Here is a 20,643-nt window from a genome sequence, read left to right on the forward strand (position 1 = left end):
GTCCCCTCGGCGCTTGACAGGGGCGGCCTGCAGGCCTCCCCCAGCTACCGCTGGGAGGTACCCCCAGCGGCAGGCCCACCCCGAGGGCTTTGGGGCTTCACCCTGGCCTGCGGCCACCCTCGGCCCGGGCCTGCCTCCGGTCCAGCCTGCCACCCCTGTCAAGCGCCTCCCCCACACACCACGCGACCCACTGCGGGGTCGAGTTCGTGGAGGGAGTGGGGGAGTGGGGGGCGTGGGAGGGCGTGGGAGGGCGTGGGAGGGAGTGAGGGGAGCGGGCGGGGAGGGGAGGGGGCGTGGAGGGGAGCGGACGGGGAGGGGAGCGGGCGGGGCGCCCATGCCGTTGGTCTGGACATGGCCAATTCCCGTCAATAGTCTGGGACTTGGTCTAGACCTGAATCGAACGGTGCCGGATCGAACCGCAGACACCGGCCGTCAGCCCCACACGCGTGCGCACGCTCAACGGAACTCCCCCCACGTCCAAGGAGCATCATGCGTAGGACAGCCCTGCCCGCCGCCGCCCTGGGCCTCGCCCTCGTCGGCGGGCTCAGCCTGCTGAGCGCCCCCACCGCCAGCAGCCACGGCTACACGGACCAGCCCCTCAGCCGCCAGAAGCTGTGCGCCAACAAGACCGTCCCCGACTGCGGGCCCATCCAGTGGGAGCCGCAGTCCGTCGAGGGCCTCAAGGGCTTCCCGGCGGCCGGTCCCGCCGACGGTCACATCTGTTCGGCCAACCACAGCGAGTTCGCCCAGCTCGACGACCCGCGCGGCGGCAACTGGCCGGCCACCCAGGTCTTCGGCGGCCAGGCGTACAACTTCCGCTGGCAGTTCACCGCCCCGCACTCGACCACCGACTTCAAGTACTACATCACCCGCAACGGCTGGGACTGGACCAAGCCCCTCACCCGGGCCGCCCTCGACCCCCAGCCCTTCCTCACCGTCACCTACAACGGCACCCGCCCGCCCTACACGGTCGTCCACCCCGGCACCATGCCCTCGGGCAAGACGGGACGGCACGTGATCCTCGGGGTGTGGACCATCAACGACACCGCGAACGCCTTCTACTCCTGCTCCGACGTTCAGTTCTGACGTAGCGTCAGCTATGGTGCGGCGCCATGGGGACGGAGACCGTCGCGGAACTCGTACAGCGCCAGTGGGGCGACCAGCGGTCCGACGCCCTGGTCGACCACGGCACCCGGCTCGGCCACCACGAGGTCGCCGCCGGGGCCGCGGCCCGCGCCGCGCTCCTGGTCGACCTGCTGCCGCGCGGCGCGGAGCCGCACGTGGGGGTGCTGCTGGACAACACCCCCGAGTTCCCTCTCTGGTTGAGCGCGGCGGCCCTCTCGGGGGCCGCCGTCGCCGGGATCAACCCCACCCGCCGCGGTCCCGAGCTCGCCCGCGACATCCGGCACACCGAGTGCGCCCTCCTGGTCACCGAGCGGGCCCACCTCCCGCTGCTCGCCGGGCTGGACCTGGGCGGCGTACGCGTCCTCGTGACGGACGACGCCGACGACCCGGGCGACCCGGACGACCCGGGCGACCCGGGCGACCCGGGCGACCCGGGCGACCCGGGCGACCCGGGCGACCCGGGCGACCCCGACGGCGTGGACGCCGCGGCTCGCGCGCTCGTCGCCGGGGCCTTCGGCGGCGGGGTCCGGTACGCCGACCTCCTCGCCCCGTACGCGGACGCCCGACCGGGCGAGGCCGTGCTGCGCCGCGGCGGCCCGGGGCCGGACGACCGGCTGCTGCTGTACTTCACCTCCGGCTCCACCGGCGCGCCCAAGGCGGCGATCTGCAGCCAGGGTCGGCTCGCGGCCGCCGGCGCCTCGTTGGCCCGCCAGTTCGCGGTGGGCCCGGACGACGTCCACTACATCTGCATGCCGATGTTCCACGGCAACGCCGTGATCGCCGACTGGGCACCGGCCCTGGTCGCCGGGGCCGGGGTGGCGCTGCGCCGCCGCTTCTCCGCCTCGGGCTTCCTGGACGACGTACGCCGCTTCGACGCGACCTACTTCACCTACGTCGGCCGGGCCGTGCAGTACCTCCTCGCGACCCCGCCCCGCCCCGACGACCGCGCGCACCGGCTGCGGCTCGGCTTCGGCACCGAGGCGGGGGCGGTGGACGCGGCCCGGTTCGCCGAGCGCTTCGGTGCGCCGCTGGTGGAGGGGTACGGGTCCTCCGAGGGCGGGGCCGCGATCCGGCGCACCCCCGACACGCCCCCGGGGGCCGTCGGGCGCGCCGCCCCCGGGGACGACCTGGCGGTGGTGGACCCCGAGACGGGCGTGGAACGCCCCCCTGCCGGGACCGGCCCGTCGGGGGCGCCGACGGGGGTGGCCGAGGCGATCGGGGAGCTGGTCAACCGCGGCCGGAACCCCTTCGAGGGCTACTGGCGCAACCCGGAGGCGGACGCCGCCCGGCTGCGCGGGGGCTGGTACTGGACCGGGGACCTCTTCTACCGCGACGAGGCGGGGTTCCTCTACTTCGCGGGACGGGCGGACGACCGGCTGCGGGTGGACAGCGAGAACCTGGCCGCGGCGGTGATCGAGAACATCCTCGCGCGCTGGGAGTCCGCCGCGGGGGCGGCGGTCTACGCCGTGCCGGACCCGGTGGCGGGGGACCAGGTGATGGCCGCGCTGGCGATGCGGGCGGGGGCGGCGTTCTCGCCGTCGGAGTTCGAGGGCTTCCTCGCCGCGCAGCCTGACCTGGGGACCAAGATGGCTCCCCGGTTCGTCCGGCTGGTGGCCGCGATGCCGGTCACGGCCACGAACAAGGTCCACCGGGTCGAACTGCGACGAGCGGGGTTCTGCTGCCCCGACCCGGTCTGGTGGCGTCCGCCCGGCGCGGCCGGGTACCGGCCCTTCACGCCGGCCGACCGCACCGCCCTGCTCGCCCGGTACGCCGCCCAGGGCCGGGCCGCCCTGCTGGGGCAGCTCGGCCAGGGCGGGCCCGGCGCCGTGCCGGCCCCCTGATGCCCTGGTGGCGGGCTCCGGAACGGGGGTCGGCGGGGCCGCGACGGGGGTGGTCACGAGCACCCCTCCGGACCAGGTAGTATTTTCTCTGTCAGCAGGCGCCGCTAGCTCAGTTGGTTAGAGCAGCTGACTCTTAATCAGCGGGTCCGGGGTTCGAGTCCCTGGCGGCGCACCTGATCTTCGGGCGGTTTCCGGTTCACCGGGAACCGCCCGAAGTGTTTTCCGGTCCGGTCCGGTCGGTTCGGCCGGTTACGGTGCGGGTTTCCGGCATCCGGCCTGGATCCCCCGGCCCGAGACCCTCGCGAGCCCCGGGTGCTCGAACGCCCCAGGGTGCTCGACGGCCGCCCGGCGGGCGCTCAGCCAGGCGGGCGCACGGCCCTGGCAGGTGCACGGCCCCGGGGATTCCGGGTCCCGCGCCTCAGATGGCCAGTGACAGCAGCACGGGGGCCGCCCTGCGGTTCAGGGTGTCGGCTGCCGCGCGGAGGCGGTGGGCGTGTTCCACCGGCATCGAGAGGGCCAGGCAGCCGACCGCGGAGCCCGCCGTGATCGGGACCGCGGCGCACACCGTGCCGACCGCGTACTCCTGGAGGTCCAGCGTCGGCACCGTGGCCGGCTGGGCGTCGAGCTTCGAGAACAGCACCCGCTCGTTCGTGATCGTCCGCGACGTCAACCGCGCGATCTTGTGCCGCGAGAGGTGGTCGCGGCGACTGTTCAGGTCCAGCTGGGTCAGCAGGCACTTGCCCACCACGCTCGCGTGCGCCGCCGAGCGGAAGTCGACCCACTCGTGCACCTTCGGCGTCCGCGGGCTGTCGGCGAACTGCGTGATCTTCACCTCGCCGTCGACGTACCGGCTGATGTAGACCGCCGCGCCCACCGTGTCGCGGAGCTGGTCGAGGGTCTCCTGGAGCTTGAGCTGCAGCGCCTGCTGGCGGTCCATGCCCGAGCCGAGCAGGACCATCGAGTCGCCTATCGCGTACGCGCCGTCGGAGACCTGTAGGACGTATCCCTCGCGGCGCAGCATCAAGAGCATGGGGGCGAGGTGGACGGCGGGCAGGCCGGTCTCGCGCGCGATCTGCACGTCGGTCACGCCCCCGGCGTGCCGGGAGATCGTTTCGAGTACGCGCAGGGCGTACTGCACCGAGTGGAACGGCGCGGTCGGCTCGGGCTTCAGCGCCACGGTTTCCCCCTAGCAGGTTGTTACCGCTTGCCTTACCACGATAGCCACCAAGAGGCCCACGTGGAGCGTCTGTTGAAGAGTTTGATGGCTCATTCACGCCGTTTCAGCGGGACCTATATCGATGGCATATGCCAAGGTCACGGGCCAGCCGACGGTGCGCCGCCGATTCCCGGCGGATCCGCGGTCGGGGCGCCGGGAATGCGTGCCGGCCGGTCCCTGTTCGACCTCTTCGTACAGATTCGATCAGGCTGCGGCAGGGCCCGGAACCGTCCCGGAAAGTCCGGAGACCGACCCGGGCGGGCCCGCGGGATTACCGGAAAGGCTGGCGCAGTGGAAATGGAAGACGCCATTCGGGGGATTGCGCAGGGCGCGGCCCCGGTGCCGCTGTCGGTGCTCGACCTCGTGACGGTCGGGGCCGGCTCGACCGCGGGCGCGTCGCTGCGCACGTCCGTCGAGATCTCCCGGCTCGCCGAGCGACGCGGCTACCACCGGCACTGGGTGGCCGAGCACCACTCCATGCCGGGCGTGGCCAGCTCCGCCCCCGCCGTGATCCTGGCGCACCTCGCCGCACACACCTCCCGCATCCGCCTCGGATCCGGCGGCGTCATGCTCCCCAACCACGCTCCCCTCGTCGTCGCCGAGCAGTTCGGCACCCTCGAAGCCCTCGCCCCGGGCCGCGTCGACCTGGGCCTCGGCCGCGCCCCCGGTACCGACGGGGCCACCGCCCGGGCGCTGCGCGGCCCCGGCCGCTTCGACGAGCAGGCCGAGGAGTTCCCGCGCGCCCTCGCCGACCTGACCCGCTTCCTCGACGACGACTTCCCCTCCGGGCATCCGTACGCCCGCGTGCACGCCGTACCCGGACCCGTGCAGGGGCCCGCCGCCCGGCCGCCGATCTGGCTGCTGGGCTCCTCCGGCTACAGCGCGCGGCTGGCCGCCGAGCTCGGACTGCCGTTCGCCTTCGCCCACCACTTCTCCGCCGCCAACACCCTCCCGGCCCTCGACCTCTACCGCTCCTCCTTCCGGCCCTCCGCCGTCCTGGACGAGCCGTACGCGCTCATCGGCGTCTCCGCGCTCGCCGCGGACACCGGGGGCGAGGCGGTGCGCCAGGTCCGCGCCGCCGCGCTGTCGATGCTGCGGCTGCGCACCGGGCGGCCCGGGCTCGTCCCGACGCCGGAGGAGGCGGAGTCGTACCCGTACAGCGCCGCGGAGCGCGAGTTCGTCACCGACTGGACGCGGAACGTCGTGCACGGCACGGCGGACGAGGTGCGGGCGGGGTTGGACGCGCTGGTCGCGCGCACCGGCGCGGACGAGCTGATGCTGACCTCCAACGCCCATGCGGGGGAGGCCCGGAGGCGGTCGTACGAGCTCGTGGCGGACGCGTACGGGATGCCGGACCGGGCGGCGGTGGCGGCCGGCGCGGCGCCGGTGCGGGAGCCCTGAGCCCCGCGAACCCCGGCTGAAAGGGGTTCGGCTGGTTCCTCGCCGGAACCTTGCGCGCGGTTCCCTCAAGAGAGCCTTAAACCGCTCGTCACCATGGGTGGCGGGCGGTTTTCGCTGCCCTTCCACCCCTCTGACGAGCGGTTTTGTCTCGCGAGTGGTCTAGTCCTTCTTTGGTCCAAACCATTGACGCGATCATTCCGCGAGGGCTATCTCTTCATCCCGACGCGCGTGCCTCCTCCCCGTCCCTCCCACCTCCCCGGGGGCTGTTCATGCACATCCGTAAACCGCTTCTGGCCGCGGCCGCCACCGCCGCCCTCGCTTCCGGAGCCCTGGCCGGCTTCGCGGGCCTGACCACCGCCCAGGCCGCCACCACCGCCACCCCCGGCTCCGGCGGGGTGAAGATCGCGTACTACGACCAGTGGAGCGTCTACGGCAACGCGTTCTACCCCAAGCACCTCGACACCCGCGGCATCGCGGGCAAGCTGGACGTCATCAACTACTCGTTCGGCAACATCCACCCCACCAACCTCACCTGTTTCGAGGCCAACAAGGCGGCCGGTGACGACAACAACGCCAGCGCCGGTGACGGCGCGGGCGACTCGTACGCCGACTACCAGAAGTCCTTCGGGGCCGCGGACAGCGTGAGCGGGGTCGCCGACAAGTGGGACCAGCCCATCGTCGGCGTGTTCAACCAGTTCAAGCAGCTCAAGGCCAAGTACCCCAAGCTGAAGATCAACATCTCGATCGGCGGCTGGACGTACTCCAAGTACTTCCACGACGCCGCACTCACGGACGCCAGCCGCAAGAAGTTCGTCAGCTCCTGCGTCGACCAGTACATCAAGGGCAACCTGCCGGTCGAGGGCGGCTACGGCGGCGCCGGCTCCGCCGCCGGGATCTTCGACGGCATCGACATCGACTGGGAGTACCCGGGCTCGTCCGGCGGCCACCTGGGCAACCACTACGGCCCCGAGGACAAGCAGAACTTCACGCTCCTGCTCAAGGAGTTCCGCGACCAGCTCGACGCCTACGGCGCGGCCAACGGCGGGAAGAAGTACCTGCTGACGGCTGCCCTGCCGGCGGGCCAGGACAAGATCAAGTACATCGAGACGGACAAGATCGGCGCGTACCTCGACTACGCGAACATCATGACGTACGACATGCACGGCGCCTGGGACGGCGACGGGCCGACGTACCACCAGTCCCCGCTGTACCCGTCCGCGGCCGACCCGACCGACCCGATCGCCCCGGGCACCGAGAAGTACAGCATCGACAGCGCGATCAACGCCTGGCTCGACGGCAACCCGACGTACGGCATCGCCGGCGGCTTCCCCGCCAACAAGCTGACCCTGGGCTACGAGTTCTACTACCGCGGCTGGAAGGGCGTCCCCGCGGGCGCCGACAACGGCCTCGCCCAGCCCGCGACCGGCGCCTCCGGCGTCCGCCCGGTCAGCCAGCAGGCCGGCATCGCGCACTACAAGGAGCTCGGCGGCATCGTCGACAACCCCGCCACCACCTTCTGGGACGACAAGGCCAAGGCCTCGTACTTCTACAAGGACGGCGAGTGGTTCACCGGCCTGAACCAGAAGTCGGTCCAGGCCCGGGCCGACTACGCCCACCAGCGCGGACTGGCCGGCGCGATGATGTACTCGCTCCTCGGCCTGGACGACAACACCACGCTGCTGAACCAGATCGTGGCCGCCGTCGGCAGCTCCCCGACCACGCCGCCCACGACTCCTCCCACCACCCCGCCGACCACGCCGCCGACCACCCCGCCCACGACGCCGCCGACCACGCCGCCCACCACGGGCTGCACGGCTCCCGCGTACGTCGCCGGCACGGTCTACACCGGCGGCCAGACGGTCTCGCACAAGGGCCGCAACTGGAAGGCCAAGTGGTGGACGCAGAACGAGGAGCCCGGCACCACCGGTGAGTGGGGCGTGTGGCAGGACCTCGGCGCCTGCTGATCCCCCCACCCCGCGCCGAGCGACGGAGCGCCCCGGCCCCTCTGAGGAGGGGGCGGGGCGCTCCTGTGTCGCGGCGGGGGCGTCGGGGGCTCGCTTCGTGGGGACGGCCCGCGGCGTCCACCGTCCCCACCCCCTCACATCAACGGCGGTGGCGTGCTCCCGTGCCCCGGGGCGCTGCCGTACGCCGGGCCGCCGATCATCTCCGCGATGCGCTCCGGCGCCACCGCCCGCGAGTAGAGCCACCCCTGCCCGGTGTCGCACCCCACCCGGCGCAGCCGGGCCGCCTGGCCCGCGGTCTCCACGCACTCCGCGGTCACGGTCAGCCCGAGCCGGTGCGCGAGCTGCACCAGCGCCTCGACGATGGTCTCGTCCGCCGGGTTGGGGTGCGCCCCCTCCTCGTAGCGGAAGCCGCGGACGAAGGAGCCGTCCAGCTTCAGGACCGATACCGGCAGCCGGCTCAGGTAGGCGAGGTTCGAGTAACCGGTGCCGAAGTCGTCGATGGCGATGCGCACGCCCATGTCGGACAGCGCCTGCAGGGCCTGCAGCGGCCGGCCGGCCGAGCCCATGACGGCGGACTCGGTGAGCTCCAGCTGGAGCAGCTGCGGCGTGAGGCCGGTGTCGGCGAGGATCTCCGCGACGTCGCGGACGAGGTCGGAGTCCCACACCTGCCGCACCGCGACGTTGACCGACACGAACACCGGGGCGTCGGACGGGTGGTCGAGCTGCCAGCGGCGCGCCTGTCGGCACGCGGTGCGCAGCACCCACTGCCCCAGCTGCACGATGGAGCCGTCCTCTTCGGCAATTCCGATGAACCGATTCGGCGTCAGTGTGCCGAACTGGGGGTGGTTCCACCGGACGAGGGCCTCGACGCCGCGGACGACTCCGCTCTCCAGGTCGACCAACGGCTGGTACTCCAGGGCGAACTCGCCCCGGTCCACGGCCGGCCGGAGCGTGCTGGAGAGCGCCTGACGGGTCATGCGGTGGGCGTTGCGCTCGGGGTCGAACAGGGTCCAGCGCGCCTTGCCGTCCGCCTTGGCCCAGAACAGCGTCGTGTCCGCGGCCTGCATCAGCCCGGTGGCCGAGGTGCCCTCGCAGGCCCGCTCGACGACGCCGATGGAGGCCGACACCGACAGCCGCTGCCCGGCGAGGTCGAAGGGCTCCTGGAGGGCGGCGAGCACCGACTTGGCCAGGTCGGCCAGTTGCTCGGTGCCGGTGGAGTCCTCGACGAGCAGCGCGAACTCGTCGCCGCCCAGCCGGGCCACCAGGTGCCCGCCGCTGCGCCCGTACCCGCACTGGTCGGCGCAGTGGGTCAGTCGGGCGGCCACGGCCGTCAGGAGCCGGTCGCCCACCCGGTGGCCGAGGGTGTCGTTGACGGCCTTGAAGCCGTCCAGGTCGAGGTAGCACAGGCCGATCCGACCGGTGCCCCCGTGCTCGTACGAGGAGGCCTCCAGCGCGGCGGAGAGCCGCTCGAAGAACAGCGCCCGGTTGGGCAGGCGGGTGACCGGATCGTGCATCTGGAGGTGGCGCAGCCGGGCCTGCAGGTCGCGCCGGTCGCTGATGTCCGCGACCGACAGCAGGACGTCCTGGGTACCCGGCACCGGGCCCAGGGTCACCTCGGTCCACAGGGAGTGGCCGTCGGGGTGCTTGAGGCGGCGGGTGCAGCGCAGCCGCGCCTGGCGGCCGCGCAGCACCTCCAGGTACGCCTGCCAGGTGCGGGTCTCCGCCGCGAGGTCGACCAGCTCGGCGGCGGGCCGGCCGGCCAGCTCCGCCGGCTCGCCGCCCAGGAGCAGGGCGAGCGCGTGGTTGGCGGCGACGACCAGGCCGGTGCGGTCGACGACGGCCATGGCGAGATGGGCCGCGTCGAACGCGGCCCGGTAGTCGTGCAGTTCGGCAGCGGACCGACCGACGGGAAGGGTGGAATGACGCTCCGTGACCGTGGGCCGGGTGCTGTCGGCTGCCGAACCGGGTCCTTCTGAGGTTCCGCTCACCGCTCGCTCCCGCAGTGCAGTTGTCTCGTACAGGGCGGTCCGGGAGGCGGTGCGCGACCGCCGGCCGGATGCGTCGGCCTGGTGCGGCCGGATGAGGGGAGACCGCCGGGAGGCGGTGTCCGTACTGGAATTGTGCTGTCCGTGCTGGAAAGTGTGCCGATCATAGAGGCTGCCGCGGAAGCGCATCCAGCGCCGCCGCCGCGCGGATGCCTTACCCCGATGGGCGATACCGCTTCCGCGATCGATCGTTTCTGCGTGACTCTGCGCGAGCCTGAACAACTCTGAACACGACACGCCGTCGATTGATCGGCTGTGACGCTCCGTAAGGCAGCCTCGCGTGACGCTCCTCACTCGTGTGGGGCACTGGAACAGGACATACGAGAGTGAATCGGCACAAGGTGGGTGGGATGTTCCGAACCCCTCACCGGAGGTCGACGTGCCGCGACAGCAGACACCCGGGGGAGTGGAGCGCTACCGCGTGCGCAGTACCGCGGCGGCCTTCACGTCCCTGACGGCACTGGCCGCCATGTCGCTCGTCGCGGGCCCCGCCGTGGCCCAGCAGCGCGGTCCCGGACCCTGCGCACTGGAGCGCACCTCGGCCCACCACTCGCTCGGACTGGACACCTGGAACGGCGCCTACCCGAAGCCGCTGCGCACGCTGGACGCGGTCATGGTCTTCCTGTCCTTCCCCGACGCCGCGCCCGCGGTCTCGCCGCAGGCCCTGACCGCCGACTACTTCCCCGCGACCAGCGACTTCTTCGCCCGGGCCTCGTACGGGAAGTTCCACCTGGTGCCGCACCCGCAGCAGCGCTGGATCCGGATGCCCAAGCCGTCCACCGCCTACGGGATAAAGCGCGACTGGGAGGCCCGGGACCGGGCGGCCTACCTCCGGGACGCCGTCGCGGCGGCCGATCCCGTGGTGGACTTCAGCCGGTACGACATCGTCTACTTCGTGGCCGACCCGAACGCCCCCGGCGTGGACTCGGACGCCACCAAGGTCGTCAACTTCGACCGGCCGCTGCGCGCCGACGGCTCGGACCTGCGCCGCATCGTCACGGTCTTCGAGCGGCACCCGCCGGACCGCAACGTGCTCGCGCACGAGACCGGGCACGTCTTCGACCTGCCCGACCTCTACCACCGCCCGTCGGACGGCAAGGGCGACTGGGACACGTACGTGGGCGACTGGGACGTCATGGGCAGCCAGTTCGGCATGGCCCCGGACCTGTTCGCCTGGCAGAAGTGGAAGCTGGGCTGGCTGGGCCCGGGCCAGGTGGACTGCGTGCAGCACGGCTCGACCCTGCACACCCTCCAGCCCGTGGGCCAGCCCAGCCCGACCGGGGCGATCGGCGGGACCCGGCTCGCCGTGGTGCGTACGGGCCCGGGGAGCGCGGTCGCGGTCGAGGCGCGCGGCGCGGCCGGCAACGACGACGAGACGTGCTCGGAGGGCGTGCTGGTCTACAAGGTGCGCAACGAGGCGGCCTCGGGCGGCGGGCCCGTCGAGGTGCTGGACGGGCACCCCGACACGGAGGCCTGCTGGGACCGCTCGGTGTACCCGCCGCTGGCGGACGCGCCGCTGCAGGCGGGGGAGGCGTACACGGTGCCGGGGGAGGGCATCCGGATCGAGGTGGCGGACCGGACGCCGTCGGGGGCGTACACGGTGAAGATCACGACCTGAGTCCGGTGCCGCTCGGCGGTGGCCTGTGACACGGCCGTCCGTGACCCGGAGGCGCAACGAAGAAGCCCCCCGCTTGCGCGAGGGGCTTCTTCCGTCTGTGCGCCGCCAGGGACTCGAACCCCGGACCCGCTGATTAAGAGTCAGCTGCTCTAACCAACTGAGCTAGCGGCGCCTGCGGCTCCCGCGCGTCCGGGGCCACCAGCCACCGGGAGGGCCCGGCCGGGTCCGCCGGGGTCAGTGCGGGAACGGTGACGGCGTCGCCGCGGCCGTGGCAGAGGGGCGTCGGAACGGCCCCGCCCCACTCCTCCCAGTGGAGCAGCGACGGCAGTCGCTGGGCGGTGCCGGGGGCCGCGAACAGGAGCATCCGCCCGCGGTGCACGGCGACGGGCCCGGAGCCGGGCCCGTCCTCCCACAGTCGGCCGAGCATCCGGCGGCCGAAGACGACGGGCACGTTGACCACGTCGAAGGCCGTTCCGCAGGGGAGCACGGCGGGTGCGGCCGGGCGCTCCTGCCACAGGGTGAGGGTGCTGTGCGGGTACGGGCTCGCGGACGCCAGCCAGGCGGCGCCCTCGGGGGTGACGCACGCGGCCCGGTGCGGCTCGGCCGCGGGGCCGGGGGCACCGGCGACCAGCTCGAAGACGTTCAGCGCGCGGGGTGTGCCGGGTGCCGGGCGGGTCTCCAGGCGCTCGCGGGCCGCGCGCGGGGGGTGGGGCCCGCCGGGGCGGTCGGTCTCGTGGAGCTCGGCGGTGTCGCAGCCGCCGCCCTTGGCGGTGCTCGTCGTCTTCTCGTGCAGCCAGGAGTCCATGGGTCCAGGAGTACCGGCTATGGTGGGTCGGTTCCGCAGAGTTGCCGGAAATCGGGACGTGGGGGTGGTCGGGGGAGTACCTTGCCCCTCCGGCATATGCCGGGTGCCGGTTGTCGGGGTGGGGGCGGGCCGGGTTCCTTTCGGTGGCCCGGCTGCGGGCCGGTGGGCCCTGCGGGGCGATGTCCCCTCCCCGCCCCTTCCCGCACCGTGGCTTGCGACCACGGACGCCGCCCCGCCGGGCTCCGCCCGGGAAACCCGGGCGCTGCGCGCCGGGTGCGCTCAAACGCCGCGCGGGCTGGATATGCCCGCCCTCCCACACCGCGCGGGCTGGATATGCCCGCCCTCCGACACCGCGCGGGCTGGATGTGTCGGCTCGTCTTGGACGTCGCGCGGGCTGGAGGGGCCGGTCGCGGCAACTCCGGCCTCGCGGGCGTTCGGGGCGCGGGTCGGGGCGGAGCCCCAGGGGCGTACGTGACGTGGGAGGGTGCGGTATGCACACTACGGACGAGGCGGCCGGCCTCACCCTCAGCCTCAGCCCTCCGCTCCGGGACGACGAACTCAACCGGCTGTTCGCTGCGGCGTGGCCGGGCCACGCGCCCACCCCCTTCGCCCCCAAACTGGCCCGGAGTCTCCTCTGGGTCGCGGCCCACCGCGGGGACCGCCTGGTCGGGTACGTGAACGTGGTCGGCGACGGCGGCGCCCACGCCTTCGTCCTCGACACGACCGTCCACCCGGCGGAGCGCCGCCACGGCGTCGGCGTACGGCTCGTGCGGACCGCGGCCGACGCGGCCCGCGCCCGGGGCGCGGAGTGGCTGCACGTCGACTACGAGCCCGAACTCGCGCCCTTCTACGAGCGGTGCGGCTTCCGCCCGACCGCCGCCGGCCTCATGGCCCTCTGACCGCCGCCCGCGCCGGTCCCGGGCGGATGGCGGAGGGCGGTCGGCCGCGGGTCGGCGAGCGGCGGCCCGGCGGCGGCGCGGGGCACGCCGACGGCCCCCGGGAGCCGTTCCCGGGGGCCGTCGGCGTACGGACGCGTGGCGGGTGTGCAGGCGCCGGTCAGCGGGCCTCGGGCTCGCCCCTCAGCAGACCCTGCCCGAACTCGATCATCTTGCGCGCGTAGTCCTCGGTCCACTCCGCGCGCTCCGCGATCGCGGCCGGCGTCAGCCGGTCGAACCGGCGCGGGTCGGCGAGCTGGGCGGCCGCCACCGCCTGGAACTCCGTGGCCCGGTCGTGCGCGGCCCGGAACGCCAGCGTCAGCTCGGTCGCGCGGCTCAGCAGCTCACGAGGGTCCTCGATCGATTCCAGGTCGAAGAAGTGCTCGGGGTCCGCGACCGCTTCCGCGGGCTCGAAGAGCAACTGCGCGGGCCGCAGCCTCCGCTCAGTGCGCTCGGCCTCAGCCATGCGTGTCCTCCTGTGCGTCGTTCCGGGATCGAGCCCGCGCTTTCCGGGCCACCCTCCATTGTCCAACGCCCCGCAAGAGCACCCCGGTGCGCTCCCGGGCCCCCTGGGGCGGGCGGGGCGGGTGGGCATGGCGGTCGGGTTGCGCGGGGGTGAGGGGGTGGGGGGCGGCAGGAGCCGGTGTGCGGGTCAGGCGTCGAGGTGGCCGGTGTCGTTCCAGCGCTCCAGGGCCGGCATGCCGTACGCCCAGCCCAGGACCGACAGCGACGTCGGCTCCAGCCGCATCCGGGCTCCGAAGGAGGCCGGCTCGCCCAGCCAGCGCGCGCCCAGCGTGCGCAGGAAGTGCCCGTGGGCGAACACCAGCACGTCCCGGTCCGCCGAGCGGGCCCACTCCACGACCTCGTCGGCGCGCGCCGATATCTCCGCCACGGCCTCGCCCTCCGGCACCCCGTCGCGCCAGATCAGCCAGCCGGGCCGGACGGCCTGGATCTCGGCCGGGGTCATGCCCTCGTAGGCGCCGTAGTCCCACTCCATCAGGACGTCCCACGGCTCGGCGCGGTCGCCGAAGCCCGCCAGCTCGCAGCTCTCGCTCGCGCGCACCAGGGGGCTGGTGCGGACCTCGACGTCGGGCAGTCCGGCCCAGGTCCCGCGGGCCAGCCGTGCACCCAGCAGCTTCGCGCCGCGGCGCCCCTCCTCCAGCAGGGGGACGTCCGTCCGCCCCGTGTGCTTGCCGGAGAGCGACCAGGCGGTCTGGCCGTGCCGGGCCAGCAGGATGCGGGGTGCCATGGGGGTCTCCTGGGGGCGGGCCCACTGCGGGGCCGATGGGACGTGTGAGCGACGTGTGAGCAAAGACATGTGGGTAAATGGGACAACCCCTTCATCATCTCGTACGGCTGCACGTCGAGTGAACGACGACCGACCCTTTAGTTGCCTGAGGCATCATGTAGAGCATGACTACGGGGATACGCAGGGGCGTCGAGGTCGCGACCGGGCCGGCCGGGGGTGCGGAGCGGGCGGGGGCGGCGGTCCGGCCCCGGAGCGGGCGGGCGGCCTCCCGCTGGTGGGCGGAGCTGCTGCTCATCGCCCTCGTCTACGCGGCGTACTCCGGCGGCCGGCTGCTCGCCCGGGGCGACGTGGCCGCCGCCGTCTCCCACGGCCGGGCGATACTCGGCCTCGAAGAACCGCTCGGGCTCGATCTCGAGCGCCTGCTCAACCCCGTGTTCACCGACCACGCGTGGCTCGGCGTACCGGCGGACTTCGCGTACGCGTCCCTGCACTACCTCGTCACCCCGGCCGTCCTGGTCTGGCTCTACCTGCGCCGCCCCGCCCACTACCGCGCTGCCCGCCGCTGGCTCATGGCCTCCACCCTGATGGGCCTCGTCGGCTTCGCGCTGCTGCCGACCAGCCCGCCCCGGCTGCTGGGCGCCGGGTCCGGCTTCGCCGACACGATGGCGCGCTTCAGCACGTACGGGTGGTGGGGCGCCGAGGCCAGCGCCCCGCGCGGTCTCGGGAGTCTGACCAACCAGTACGCCGCCATGCCGAGCCTGCACGTCGGCTGGGCCCTGTGGTGCGGGATCCTCCTCTGGCGCCACGGCCGGACGCCCCTGGTACGGGCGGCCGGCGCGGCGTACCCGGTGCTCACCGCGCTCGTGGTCATGGGCACGGCGAACCACTACTTCCTCGACGCGGCCGCCGGCTGCGCGGTGATGGGGCTGGGCTACCTGGTGGGCGTCGTCGGTGCGGACGCGCTGACGCGCGCGGTCGCGCGACGGCGGGCCGGCGACTCCGGCCCGGTGCCGGTCGGCTCCGTGCCGGGCGCGCGGGCCGCCGTCGCCGAGGGGCCGCGGGCCGCCGTCGCCGAGGGGCCGCGGGCCGCCGTCGCCGAGGGGCCGCGGGCTGCCGCGGGCGGCCACCGCTCCACGGGTCGTACCGGCCGCAGCGCGACGATCCGCGCCCCCCGCTCGGAGACTCCCGCCGCCCGCCCGCAGGCGCCCGCGACCGGGCCGGTGTCCCGCACCGCCCGTCCGGAGGCTCCCGCTCCCGGTGCGTGGGCACGCGCCCCCCGCCCGGACGCTCCCTTCGCCCGCCCGCAGGCCCCCGCCCCCCGCCCGGACGCTCCCTTCGCCCGCCCGCAGGCCCCCGCTCCCCGCTCCGCGGTCCCCGTCGGCACCCCGCGGCCTCCCGCGCCCCGGCCGTCGGCTCCCGGCGCGGGCCCGCAGCCTTCCGGGCCTCCCGCGCGACCTCCCGCGACCCGCCCTCAGGCCCCCGCCGTGCGCCTCGGGGATGCCCTCGGAGGGGGTTGATTCCCGGTGGAGCCCACGATTGTCACTGGCGGATGGGAGACTTCCGCGGGTGAGCGCCTACCCGCCCGACGACACCCGGACCGCGGCCCCGCCCGGACCGCCGAACCCCCGCGGTCGCCAGAGCGCCCCGGGACCCGCAGCCTCCTCGAATGCCCCTGACCCGGCCCGGGATCCCGTCGCCCGGGGCGGGGCCCCGACCCGGGCCGCGGCCCCCGCCCCGCTCCGACAGCGCCTGGCCGCGCTCCGGGGGCCCGCCGTGCCGCCGCGCCCGCTCGACGCCCGGGCCCTGGCGGCCCTCGCCGCCAACCCGGGCTGCTCCCGCCGCGCCCTCCTCGACGGCGCCGGCGTCGACAAGACCGCGCTCGCGACCGCGCTCGGCGCCCCCTCCGGCTTCGGCCAGTCCCAGTTCGCGATAGTCCGCGGCAACTCGTTCGAGGCCAAGGTCAAGGCCGACGGCGGCCACGAACTGCTGCGCCTGCTGTACGAGCGGCTCGGCGGCCCCGCGGCCCCCGACCCCGGCACCGCCCTCGTCCCCGACCTGACCGCCGTGGGCCCCGAGGGCCGGGCCGCCCGTACCGCCCTGGCCCTGCGCGAGGCCACCGCGGCCCGGGCCTGGGCGCTGCTCGACCACCCGATGCTCGCGCTGGAAGTGGCCGGGACGCCGGCCTTCCTGGAGCCGGACGCCGTCGTGGTGCGCCCCGACGGCCGCTGGGCCGTCGTGGAGATCAAGTCGTTCCCGATGGTCGACGGCTCGGCCGACCCGGCGAAGGTCGGCGCCGCCGCCCGCCAGGCCGCCGTCTACGCCCTCGCCCTGGAGCGGATCGCCGCCGTCACCGAGGGTGCGTCCGTGGACCACCGGGCGCTGCTGGTCTGCCCCAAGGACTTCTCCAATCTCCCCACCGCCGCGCCCGTCGACATCCGCAAGCAGCGCTCCGTGACCCGGCGCCAGCTCGACCGGCTGACCCGCGTCGAGGAACTCGCCGACGCCCTGCCCGCGGACACCACCTTCGACACGAGCCTGCCGCGCGAGGAGCTCACCGCGGCCGTCGAGTCCGTCGAGGCCGCGTACGCGCCCGAGTGCCTGGCCGCCTGCGAGCTGGCCTTCCACTGCCGCGACCACGCCCGCGCCGCCGACTCCGTCACCGCGCTGGGCCGCGGCGCACGGAGCGAGCTCGGCGCCCTGACCACGGTCACGGCAGCTCTCGAAGCGGCCCACGGCACGCCGCCCCCGGCCTCGCCCCCCGCCCCGGCGCACGGAGACGCCCCCGCGGACCAGCGCGACCCCGCGGACGAACACGCTCCCGCGGACCCGCACACCCCCGAGGACCCCACCGCCGCGGCGCTGCGCCGCGCCGCGCGGCTGCGCGCCGAGGCCCTCGCCGAGGCCGCCGGGCGCTCCGCCGGCCCGCACCCACCGGAGGCCCCCGCATGCCCCTGATGAGCACCCTCGCCCGGCTGGAAGCCGTGCGCACGGGCCGGGCCGTCCCGCTCGCCACCGTCCGGCACCGCCACCTGGCCCCGCGCCCGCTGGTCCTCGTACCGCTGACCACGGCCGGCGAGGCCGGTGCGCCGCTCGGCGTCATGGTCGGCACGGACCGGCACGACCCGCACGTCCTCGTCGTGCCCCAGCCGCGTGACCGCGACCTGCGCTGGGCGTTCCTCGCCCGGCTCGCCGACGTCGTGCTGCCGTACCTGGACGGCTACGCGGACGCCACCGAGCCCGTCGAGCGCACCGAGACCGACCCCGAGACCAAGAAGAAGGTCAAGGTCACGGCCGAGCTGTGCGTGGACGCGCCGCAGCTGGTCGTGCCCAACCGGGCGGGTGTGGACTACGTCCGCCTGCTCGGCCGCTCCATGCGCTTCCGCCGCACCGCCGAACAGGACCCCGACACCCCGCACCCGGCGCCCCCGCACGTCCCGCTCCTCGGCCGCTGGTTCACCCATCTGGGTGAACGTGCCCGGGTCCCCGGTGCCGGCCTCCTGCTCTCCGCCACCGACCTGCTGGCCCGGCACTGGGCCACTGGCCAGAGCACCCTGGAGGACCAGCACCTGGGCGCGCTGCTCGGCTGGATCGACCCCCCGGAGGGCGCGTCGGGCGCCGCGCACGCGCGGCGCGCCGAACTCGCCCGGGACGCCGACGGGCTGCTGGAGTGCCCACCGGCCGGTCCCGCCACCGACCCCGCCTTCGACAACCGCCTGCTCGCCCCGGCCATGGCCCGCTACGACGCGGCCCGAACGGTGCTGCCGTACGACGAGGCGGCCGCCGCCGCGACCCGGCGCGCCGAACAGGAGCTGCGGCGGCTGGTGCTGACCCAGATGGAGCCCACCTGGTGGGCCGTCTGGCGCGCCCTCGACCTGCTGCGCGCCCTCCCGCCCGGCGCCCGGACGGAGGACCGCTGGACCGGCGACCGCTGGTCGTACACCGGCCACCGCGACCGGGTACGGGCCGGCGAGCCCCCGCAGCCGCGCACGGACGACGCCGTGACGGCGGCCCGCAAGCTCGCCCGGCGGGAGGCCGAGCAGACCCGGCTGGAGGCGCACGAGGCGCTGGACGACCCGCTGGTGATGGCCGAACGGCGGCTGGCGGGCGAGGCGTTCGCGGGCGAGGTCACCGAGGTCGTCATGGAGTGGACCGAGTCCAGGCGGCCCAGCCCGCGCCCGCTGGTGACCGTACGCACCGACGACCGCCCGCAGCTCGCCGCCGACGCCGGCGGCGACGACTCCGGGGCCGCGAGCGGCAAGGCGTACCGCTCCCTGGCGGACCGGCGCACCCAGAGCGCCCGACTGGTCCGGTACGAGACGGAGCCGGGCGGCGCGACCCTGGTGGTGCTGCGCCTGCTGGACAAGATGGGCCGGACGAAGGACCCCGAGCCCGGCTCGGTGCCGGAGAAGGGCGACCGGGTCTGCTGGACCCTGTTCGAGCACGACAGCCGCACTGGGCCGCGGCTGCCGGAGCCGGAGGACACGCCGTGGACCCACGGCGGACCGCCCGGCGCGGCGGCGGCGGCCGGCGAGGCCCCGGACGCGGTGACGAGCGAGGACGTGCTGTGACGGTGCATGAACTGAGCGGGACCGAGAAGGACTTCGACCCGGGCGCGGCCGCGGCGGCGGCCACCGCGGCGATCCTCCGCGACACCATGGAGGCCCGGTACCGCGGCGTGGTCGTCGACTCCCCGCCCGGCGCCGGCAAGTCCACCCTCGTCGTGCGCGCCGCCCGCGAACTGGCGGCCGCCGGACGCCGGTTGATGGTCGTCGCGCAGACCAACGCCCAGGTCGACGACCTGGTGCTGCGGCTGCACGAGGCGGAGCCCGAGCTGCGCGTCGGCCGCCTGCACAGCAGCGACGCGGACGCCTTCGACCCGGCGCTCGCGGAGCTGGAGTCGGTGTCGCTGTCCGCCAAGCCGGGGGAGCTGGCCGACCTGCCCGTCGTGCTGTCCACGGCGGCGAAGTGGGCCCACACCCAGGGGGTCGAGCCGTGGGAGCACGCGATCGTCGACGAGGCGTACCAGATGCGCTCCGACGCGCTGCTGGCCGTGGCCGGCCTGTTCGAGCGGGCGCTGTTCGTGGGCGACCCGGGGCAGCTGGACCCGTTCAGCGTCGTCGGCGCGGAGCAGTGGGCCGGGCTGTCGTACGACCCCTCGGCGAGCGCGGTCGCCACGCTCCTGGCCCACAACCCGCAGCTGCCGCAGCACCGGTTGCCGGTGTCCTGGCGGCTGCCGGCCTCGGCGGCCCCGCTGGTGTCCGGGGCCTTCTACCCCTACACCCCCTTCCGCAGCGGCACCGGCCCCGAGGACCGGCGGCTGACCTTCGGGACCGCCTCCGACGGCTCGGGCCCGGACCGGGTCCTCGACGAGGCCGCCGAGTCGGGGTGGGGGCTGCTGGAGCTGCCCGCCCGGCACACCCCGCGCACCGATCCCGAGGCGGTCCGGGCTGTGGCGCTCGTGGTCCGGCGGGTGCTGGACCGAGGCGCGGCCGCGGTCAGCGAGCGCTCCGAGGGGCCCGTACCGCTGACGGCCGACCGCATCGCGGTCGGCACGGCGCACCGCGACCAGGCGGCCGCGGTCCGGGCCGCGCTGGCCTCGCTGGGCGTCGCCGGGGTCACGGTGGACACCGCCAACCGGCTCCAGGGCCGCGAGTACGACCTGACCGTCGTCCTGCACCCGCTGTCGGGGCGGCCGGACGCGACGGAGTTCCACCTGGAGACGGGTCGGCTGTGCGTGCTGGCCTCGCGGCACCGGCACGCGTGCGTGGTCGTGGCGCGCGCCGGCATCGCGGAGGTGCTGGACGACCATCCCGCCACGGAGCCGGTGCAGTTGGGCGTCGCGGTCCGCTTCCCGGACGGCTGGGAGGCCAACCACGCAGTCCTCTCCCACCTGGCGGAACACCGCGTCGCCTGGTCGCCGTAGGCCGGGGCGTCGCGGGCTCCGGCCGGCCGCCCGGCTCCCGCGTGGACGCCTCCCGCCCCCCGACCCGGCGGCCGCGCGGAGCGCGTCGCACGGGCCCGTGGGGACCCGGCGCGCTAGCGTCGGGGGGCATGGCGATCCTCGACAAGATCTACTACGTCGCCCGCCTCGACATCCTCCCGGGCCGCCGTGCCGACGCGGAGCAGGCGATGCGCGAGCTCGCGGCCTTCGTCGAGGTGGTCGAACCGCAGCTGCTCGTCTACCACTTCTACGTCGACCAGGCCGGTGCCACGATGACCGTGCTGGCCCTGCACCCCGACGCGGCCTCGCTGGAGCTCCACCTCGAACTGGGCGGGCCGAAGTTCCGCGCCTTCGTCCCCCTCGCCCGGATGCGCTCCGTCGACGTGTACGGCAACCCCGGCCCCCACGCCCTCGACCGCCTCCACGGCCTGGCCGACCTCCTCGGTGGCGCCCCCGTCACCGTCCACACCCGCCTCGCGGGTTTCACCCGCTGAGGGGGACTC

Annotated in this window: 15 protein-coding genes, 2 tRNA genes and 1 pseudogene; 12 read left to right on the plus strand and 6 right to left on the minus strand. The window is 74.7% G+C overall.

Translation table 11 applies throughout. From position 1 onward, the window contains the following. Positions 1 to 489: 489 nt before the first annotated feature. The 3 genes from IF43_RS0125500 (at position 490) to IF43_RS0125510 (ending at position 3,138) form a co-directional block, all read left to right on the plus strand. Positions 490 to 1,086, plus strand: a complete 597-nt coding sequence (locus IF43_RS0125500; RefSeq protein WP_030204923.1) for a lytic polysaccharide monooxygenase — start codon at positions 490 to 492, stop codon at positions 1,084 to 1,086. Between the two features lie 26 nt (positions 1,087 to 1,112). Then, entirely contained in the window at positions 1,113 to 2,966 is a 1,854-nt protein-coding gene (locus IF43_RS36895; protein ID WP_051796110.1) for an AMP-binding protein, read from the plus strand. Positions 2,967 to 3,064: 98 nt separating this feature from the next. Next, positions 3,065 to 3,138, plus strand: a tRNA-Lys gene (locus tag IF43_RS0125510). 246 nt (positions 3,139 to 3,384) lie between these two features. On the opposite strand, the gene IF43_RS0125515 is transcribed toward IF43_RS0125510, so the two are convergent. Then, the gene (locus IF43_RS0125515) at positions 3,385 to 4,143 is read right to left on the minus strand and encodes an IclR family transcriptional regulator (RefSeq protein ID WP_030204929.1); all 759 of its coding nucleotides are present in this window, start codon (positions 4,141 to 4,143) and stop codon (positions 3,385 to 3,387) included. A gap of 336 nt (positions 4,144 to 4,479) precedes the next feature. Between IF43_RS0125515 and IF43_RS0125520 the strand changes: the two genes are divergently transcribed. Both IF43_RS0125520 and IF43_RS0125525 read left to right on the plus strand, forming a co-directional pair. Continuing rightward, positions 4,480 to 5,583 carry an LLM class flavin-dependent oxidoreductase gene (locus IF43_RS0125520; protein WP_037890027.1) on the plus strand — a complete coding sequence of 368 codons (1,104 nt, stop codon included), beginning with the start codon at positions 4,480 to 4,482 and terminating at the stop codon, positions 5,581 to 5,583. A 269-nt stretch (positions 5,584 to 5,852) separates the two neighbouring features. Further along, positions 5,853 to 7,547 carry a glycosyl hydrolase family 18 protein gene (locus tag IF43_RS0125525; RefSeq protein WP_030204949.1) on the plus strand — a complete coding sequence of 565 codons (1,695 nt, stop codon included), beginning with the start codon at positions 5,853 to 5,855 and terminating at the stop codon, positions 7,545 to 7,547. 134 nt (positions 7,548 to 7,681) lie between these two features. Here the strand turns inward: IF43_RS0125525 and IF43_RS0125530 are convergent, their stop codons facing one another. Then, positions 7,682 to 9,535, minus strand: a complete 1,854-nt coding sequence (locus IF43_RS0125530) for a bifunctional diguanylate cyclase/phosphodiesterase (RefSeq protein ID WP_051796112.1) — start codon at positions 9,533 to 9,535, stop codon at positions 7,682 to 7,684. 436 nt (positions 9,536 to 9,971) lie between these two features. Between IF43_RS0125530 and IF43_RS0125535 the strand changes: the two genes are divergently transcribed. After that, entirely contained in the window at positions 9,972 to 11,210 is a 1,239-nt protein-coding gene (locus IF43_RS0125535) for a M6 family metalloprotease domain-containing protein (RefSeq protein ID WP_030204955.1), read from the plus strand. A 98-nt stretch (positions 11,211 to 11,308) separates the two neighbouring features. Here the strand turns inward: IF43_RS0125535 and IF43_RS0125540 are convergent. Continuing rightward, positions 11,309 to 11,382, minus strand: a tRNA-Lys gene (locus tag IF43_RS0125540). Next, positions 11,344 to 11,841, minus strand: a complete 498-nt coding sequence (locus IF43_RS43040; RefSeq protein ID WP_234332537.1) for a bifunctional DNA primase/polymerase — start codon at positions 11,839 to 11,841, stop codon at positions 11,344 to 11,346. The genes IF43_RS0125540 and IF43_RS43040 overlap by 39 nt, the downstream gene beginning before the upstream one ends. A gap of 665 nt (positions 11,842 to 12,506) precedes the next feature. Between IF43_RS43040 and IF43_RS0125545 the strand changes: the two genes are divergently transcribed. Continuing rightward, positions 12,507 to 12,914, plus strand: a complete 408-nt coding sequence (locus IF43_RS0125545; RefSeq protein ID WP_030204957.1) for a GNAT family N-acetyltransferase — start codon at positions 12,507 to 12,509, stop codon at positions 12,912 to 12,914. A 157-nt stretch (positions 12,915 to 13,071) separates the two neighbouring features. Here IF43_RS0125545 and IF43_RS0125555 read toward each other — a convergent pair whose 3' ends face one another. Together IF43_RS0125555 and IF43_RS0125560 are read right to left on the minus strand one after the other, a co-directional pair. After that, entirely contained in the window at positions 13,072 to 13,416 is a 345-nt protein-coding gene (locus IF43_RS0125555) for a hypothetical protein (RefSeq protein WP_030204960.1), read from the minus strand. Between the two features lie 186 nt (positions 13,417 to 13,602). After that, positions 13,603 to 14,199 (minus strand): histidine phosphatase family protein, encoded by a 597-nt coding sequence (locus tag IF43_RS0125560; RefSeq protein WP_030204970.1) that lies wholly within the window; start codon positions 14,197 to 14,199, stop codon positions 13,603 to 13,605. Between the two features lie 284 nt (positions 14,200 to 14,483). Here IF43_RS0125560 and IF43_RS39830 point away from each other — a divergent pair. The 5 genes and pseudogenes from IF43_RS39830 to IF43_RS0125585 form a co-directional block, all read left to right on the plus strand. Beyond that, positions 14,484 to 15,140: pseudogene (locus tag IF43_RS39830) on the plus strand (phosphatase PAP2 family protein); the annotation flags it as partial. 808 nt (positions 15,141 to 15,948) lie between these two features. Continuing rightward, complete coding sequence (locus IF43_RS0125570; RefSeq protein WP_051796133.1) at positions 15,949 to 17,154, plus strand: hypothetical protein; 1,206 nt, start codon at positions 15,949 to 15,951, stop codon at positions 17,152 to 17,154. Further along, positions 17,145 to 18,767: a hypothetical protein gene (locus tag IF43_RS0125575; protein WP_030204979.1), complete on the plus strand. Its 1,623-nt coding sequence runs from the start codon at positions 17,145 to 17,147 to the stop codon at positions 18,765 to 18,767. The genes IF43_RS0125570 and IF43_RS0125575 overlap by 10 nt, the downstream gene beginning before the upstream one ends. An 11-nt stretch (positions 18,768 to 18,778) precedes the next feature. Next, a complete protein-coding gene (locus IF43_RS0125580; protein WP_030204982.1) occupies positions 18,779 to 20,122 on the plus strand; it encodes an AAA domain-containing protein in 1,344 nt (447 codons plus the stop codon). Positions 20,123 to 20,250: 128 nt separating this feature from the next. Further along, complete coding sequence (locus tag IF43_RS0125585; RefSeq protein WP_234332535.1) at positions 20,251 to 20,634, plus strand: putative quinol monooxygenase; 384 nt, start codon at positions 20,251 to 20,253, stop codon at positions 20,632 to 20,634. Positions 20,635 to 20,643 lie beyond the last annotated feature (9 nt).

Source organism: Streptomyces sp. NRRL S-87 (genome assembly GCF_000719335.1).
In the GTDB taxonomy this organism is placed as follows: domain Bacteria; phylum Actinomycetota; class Actinomycetes; order Streptomycetales; family Streptomycetaceae; genus Streptomyces.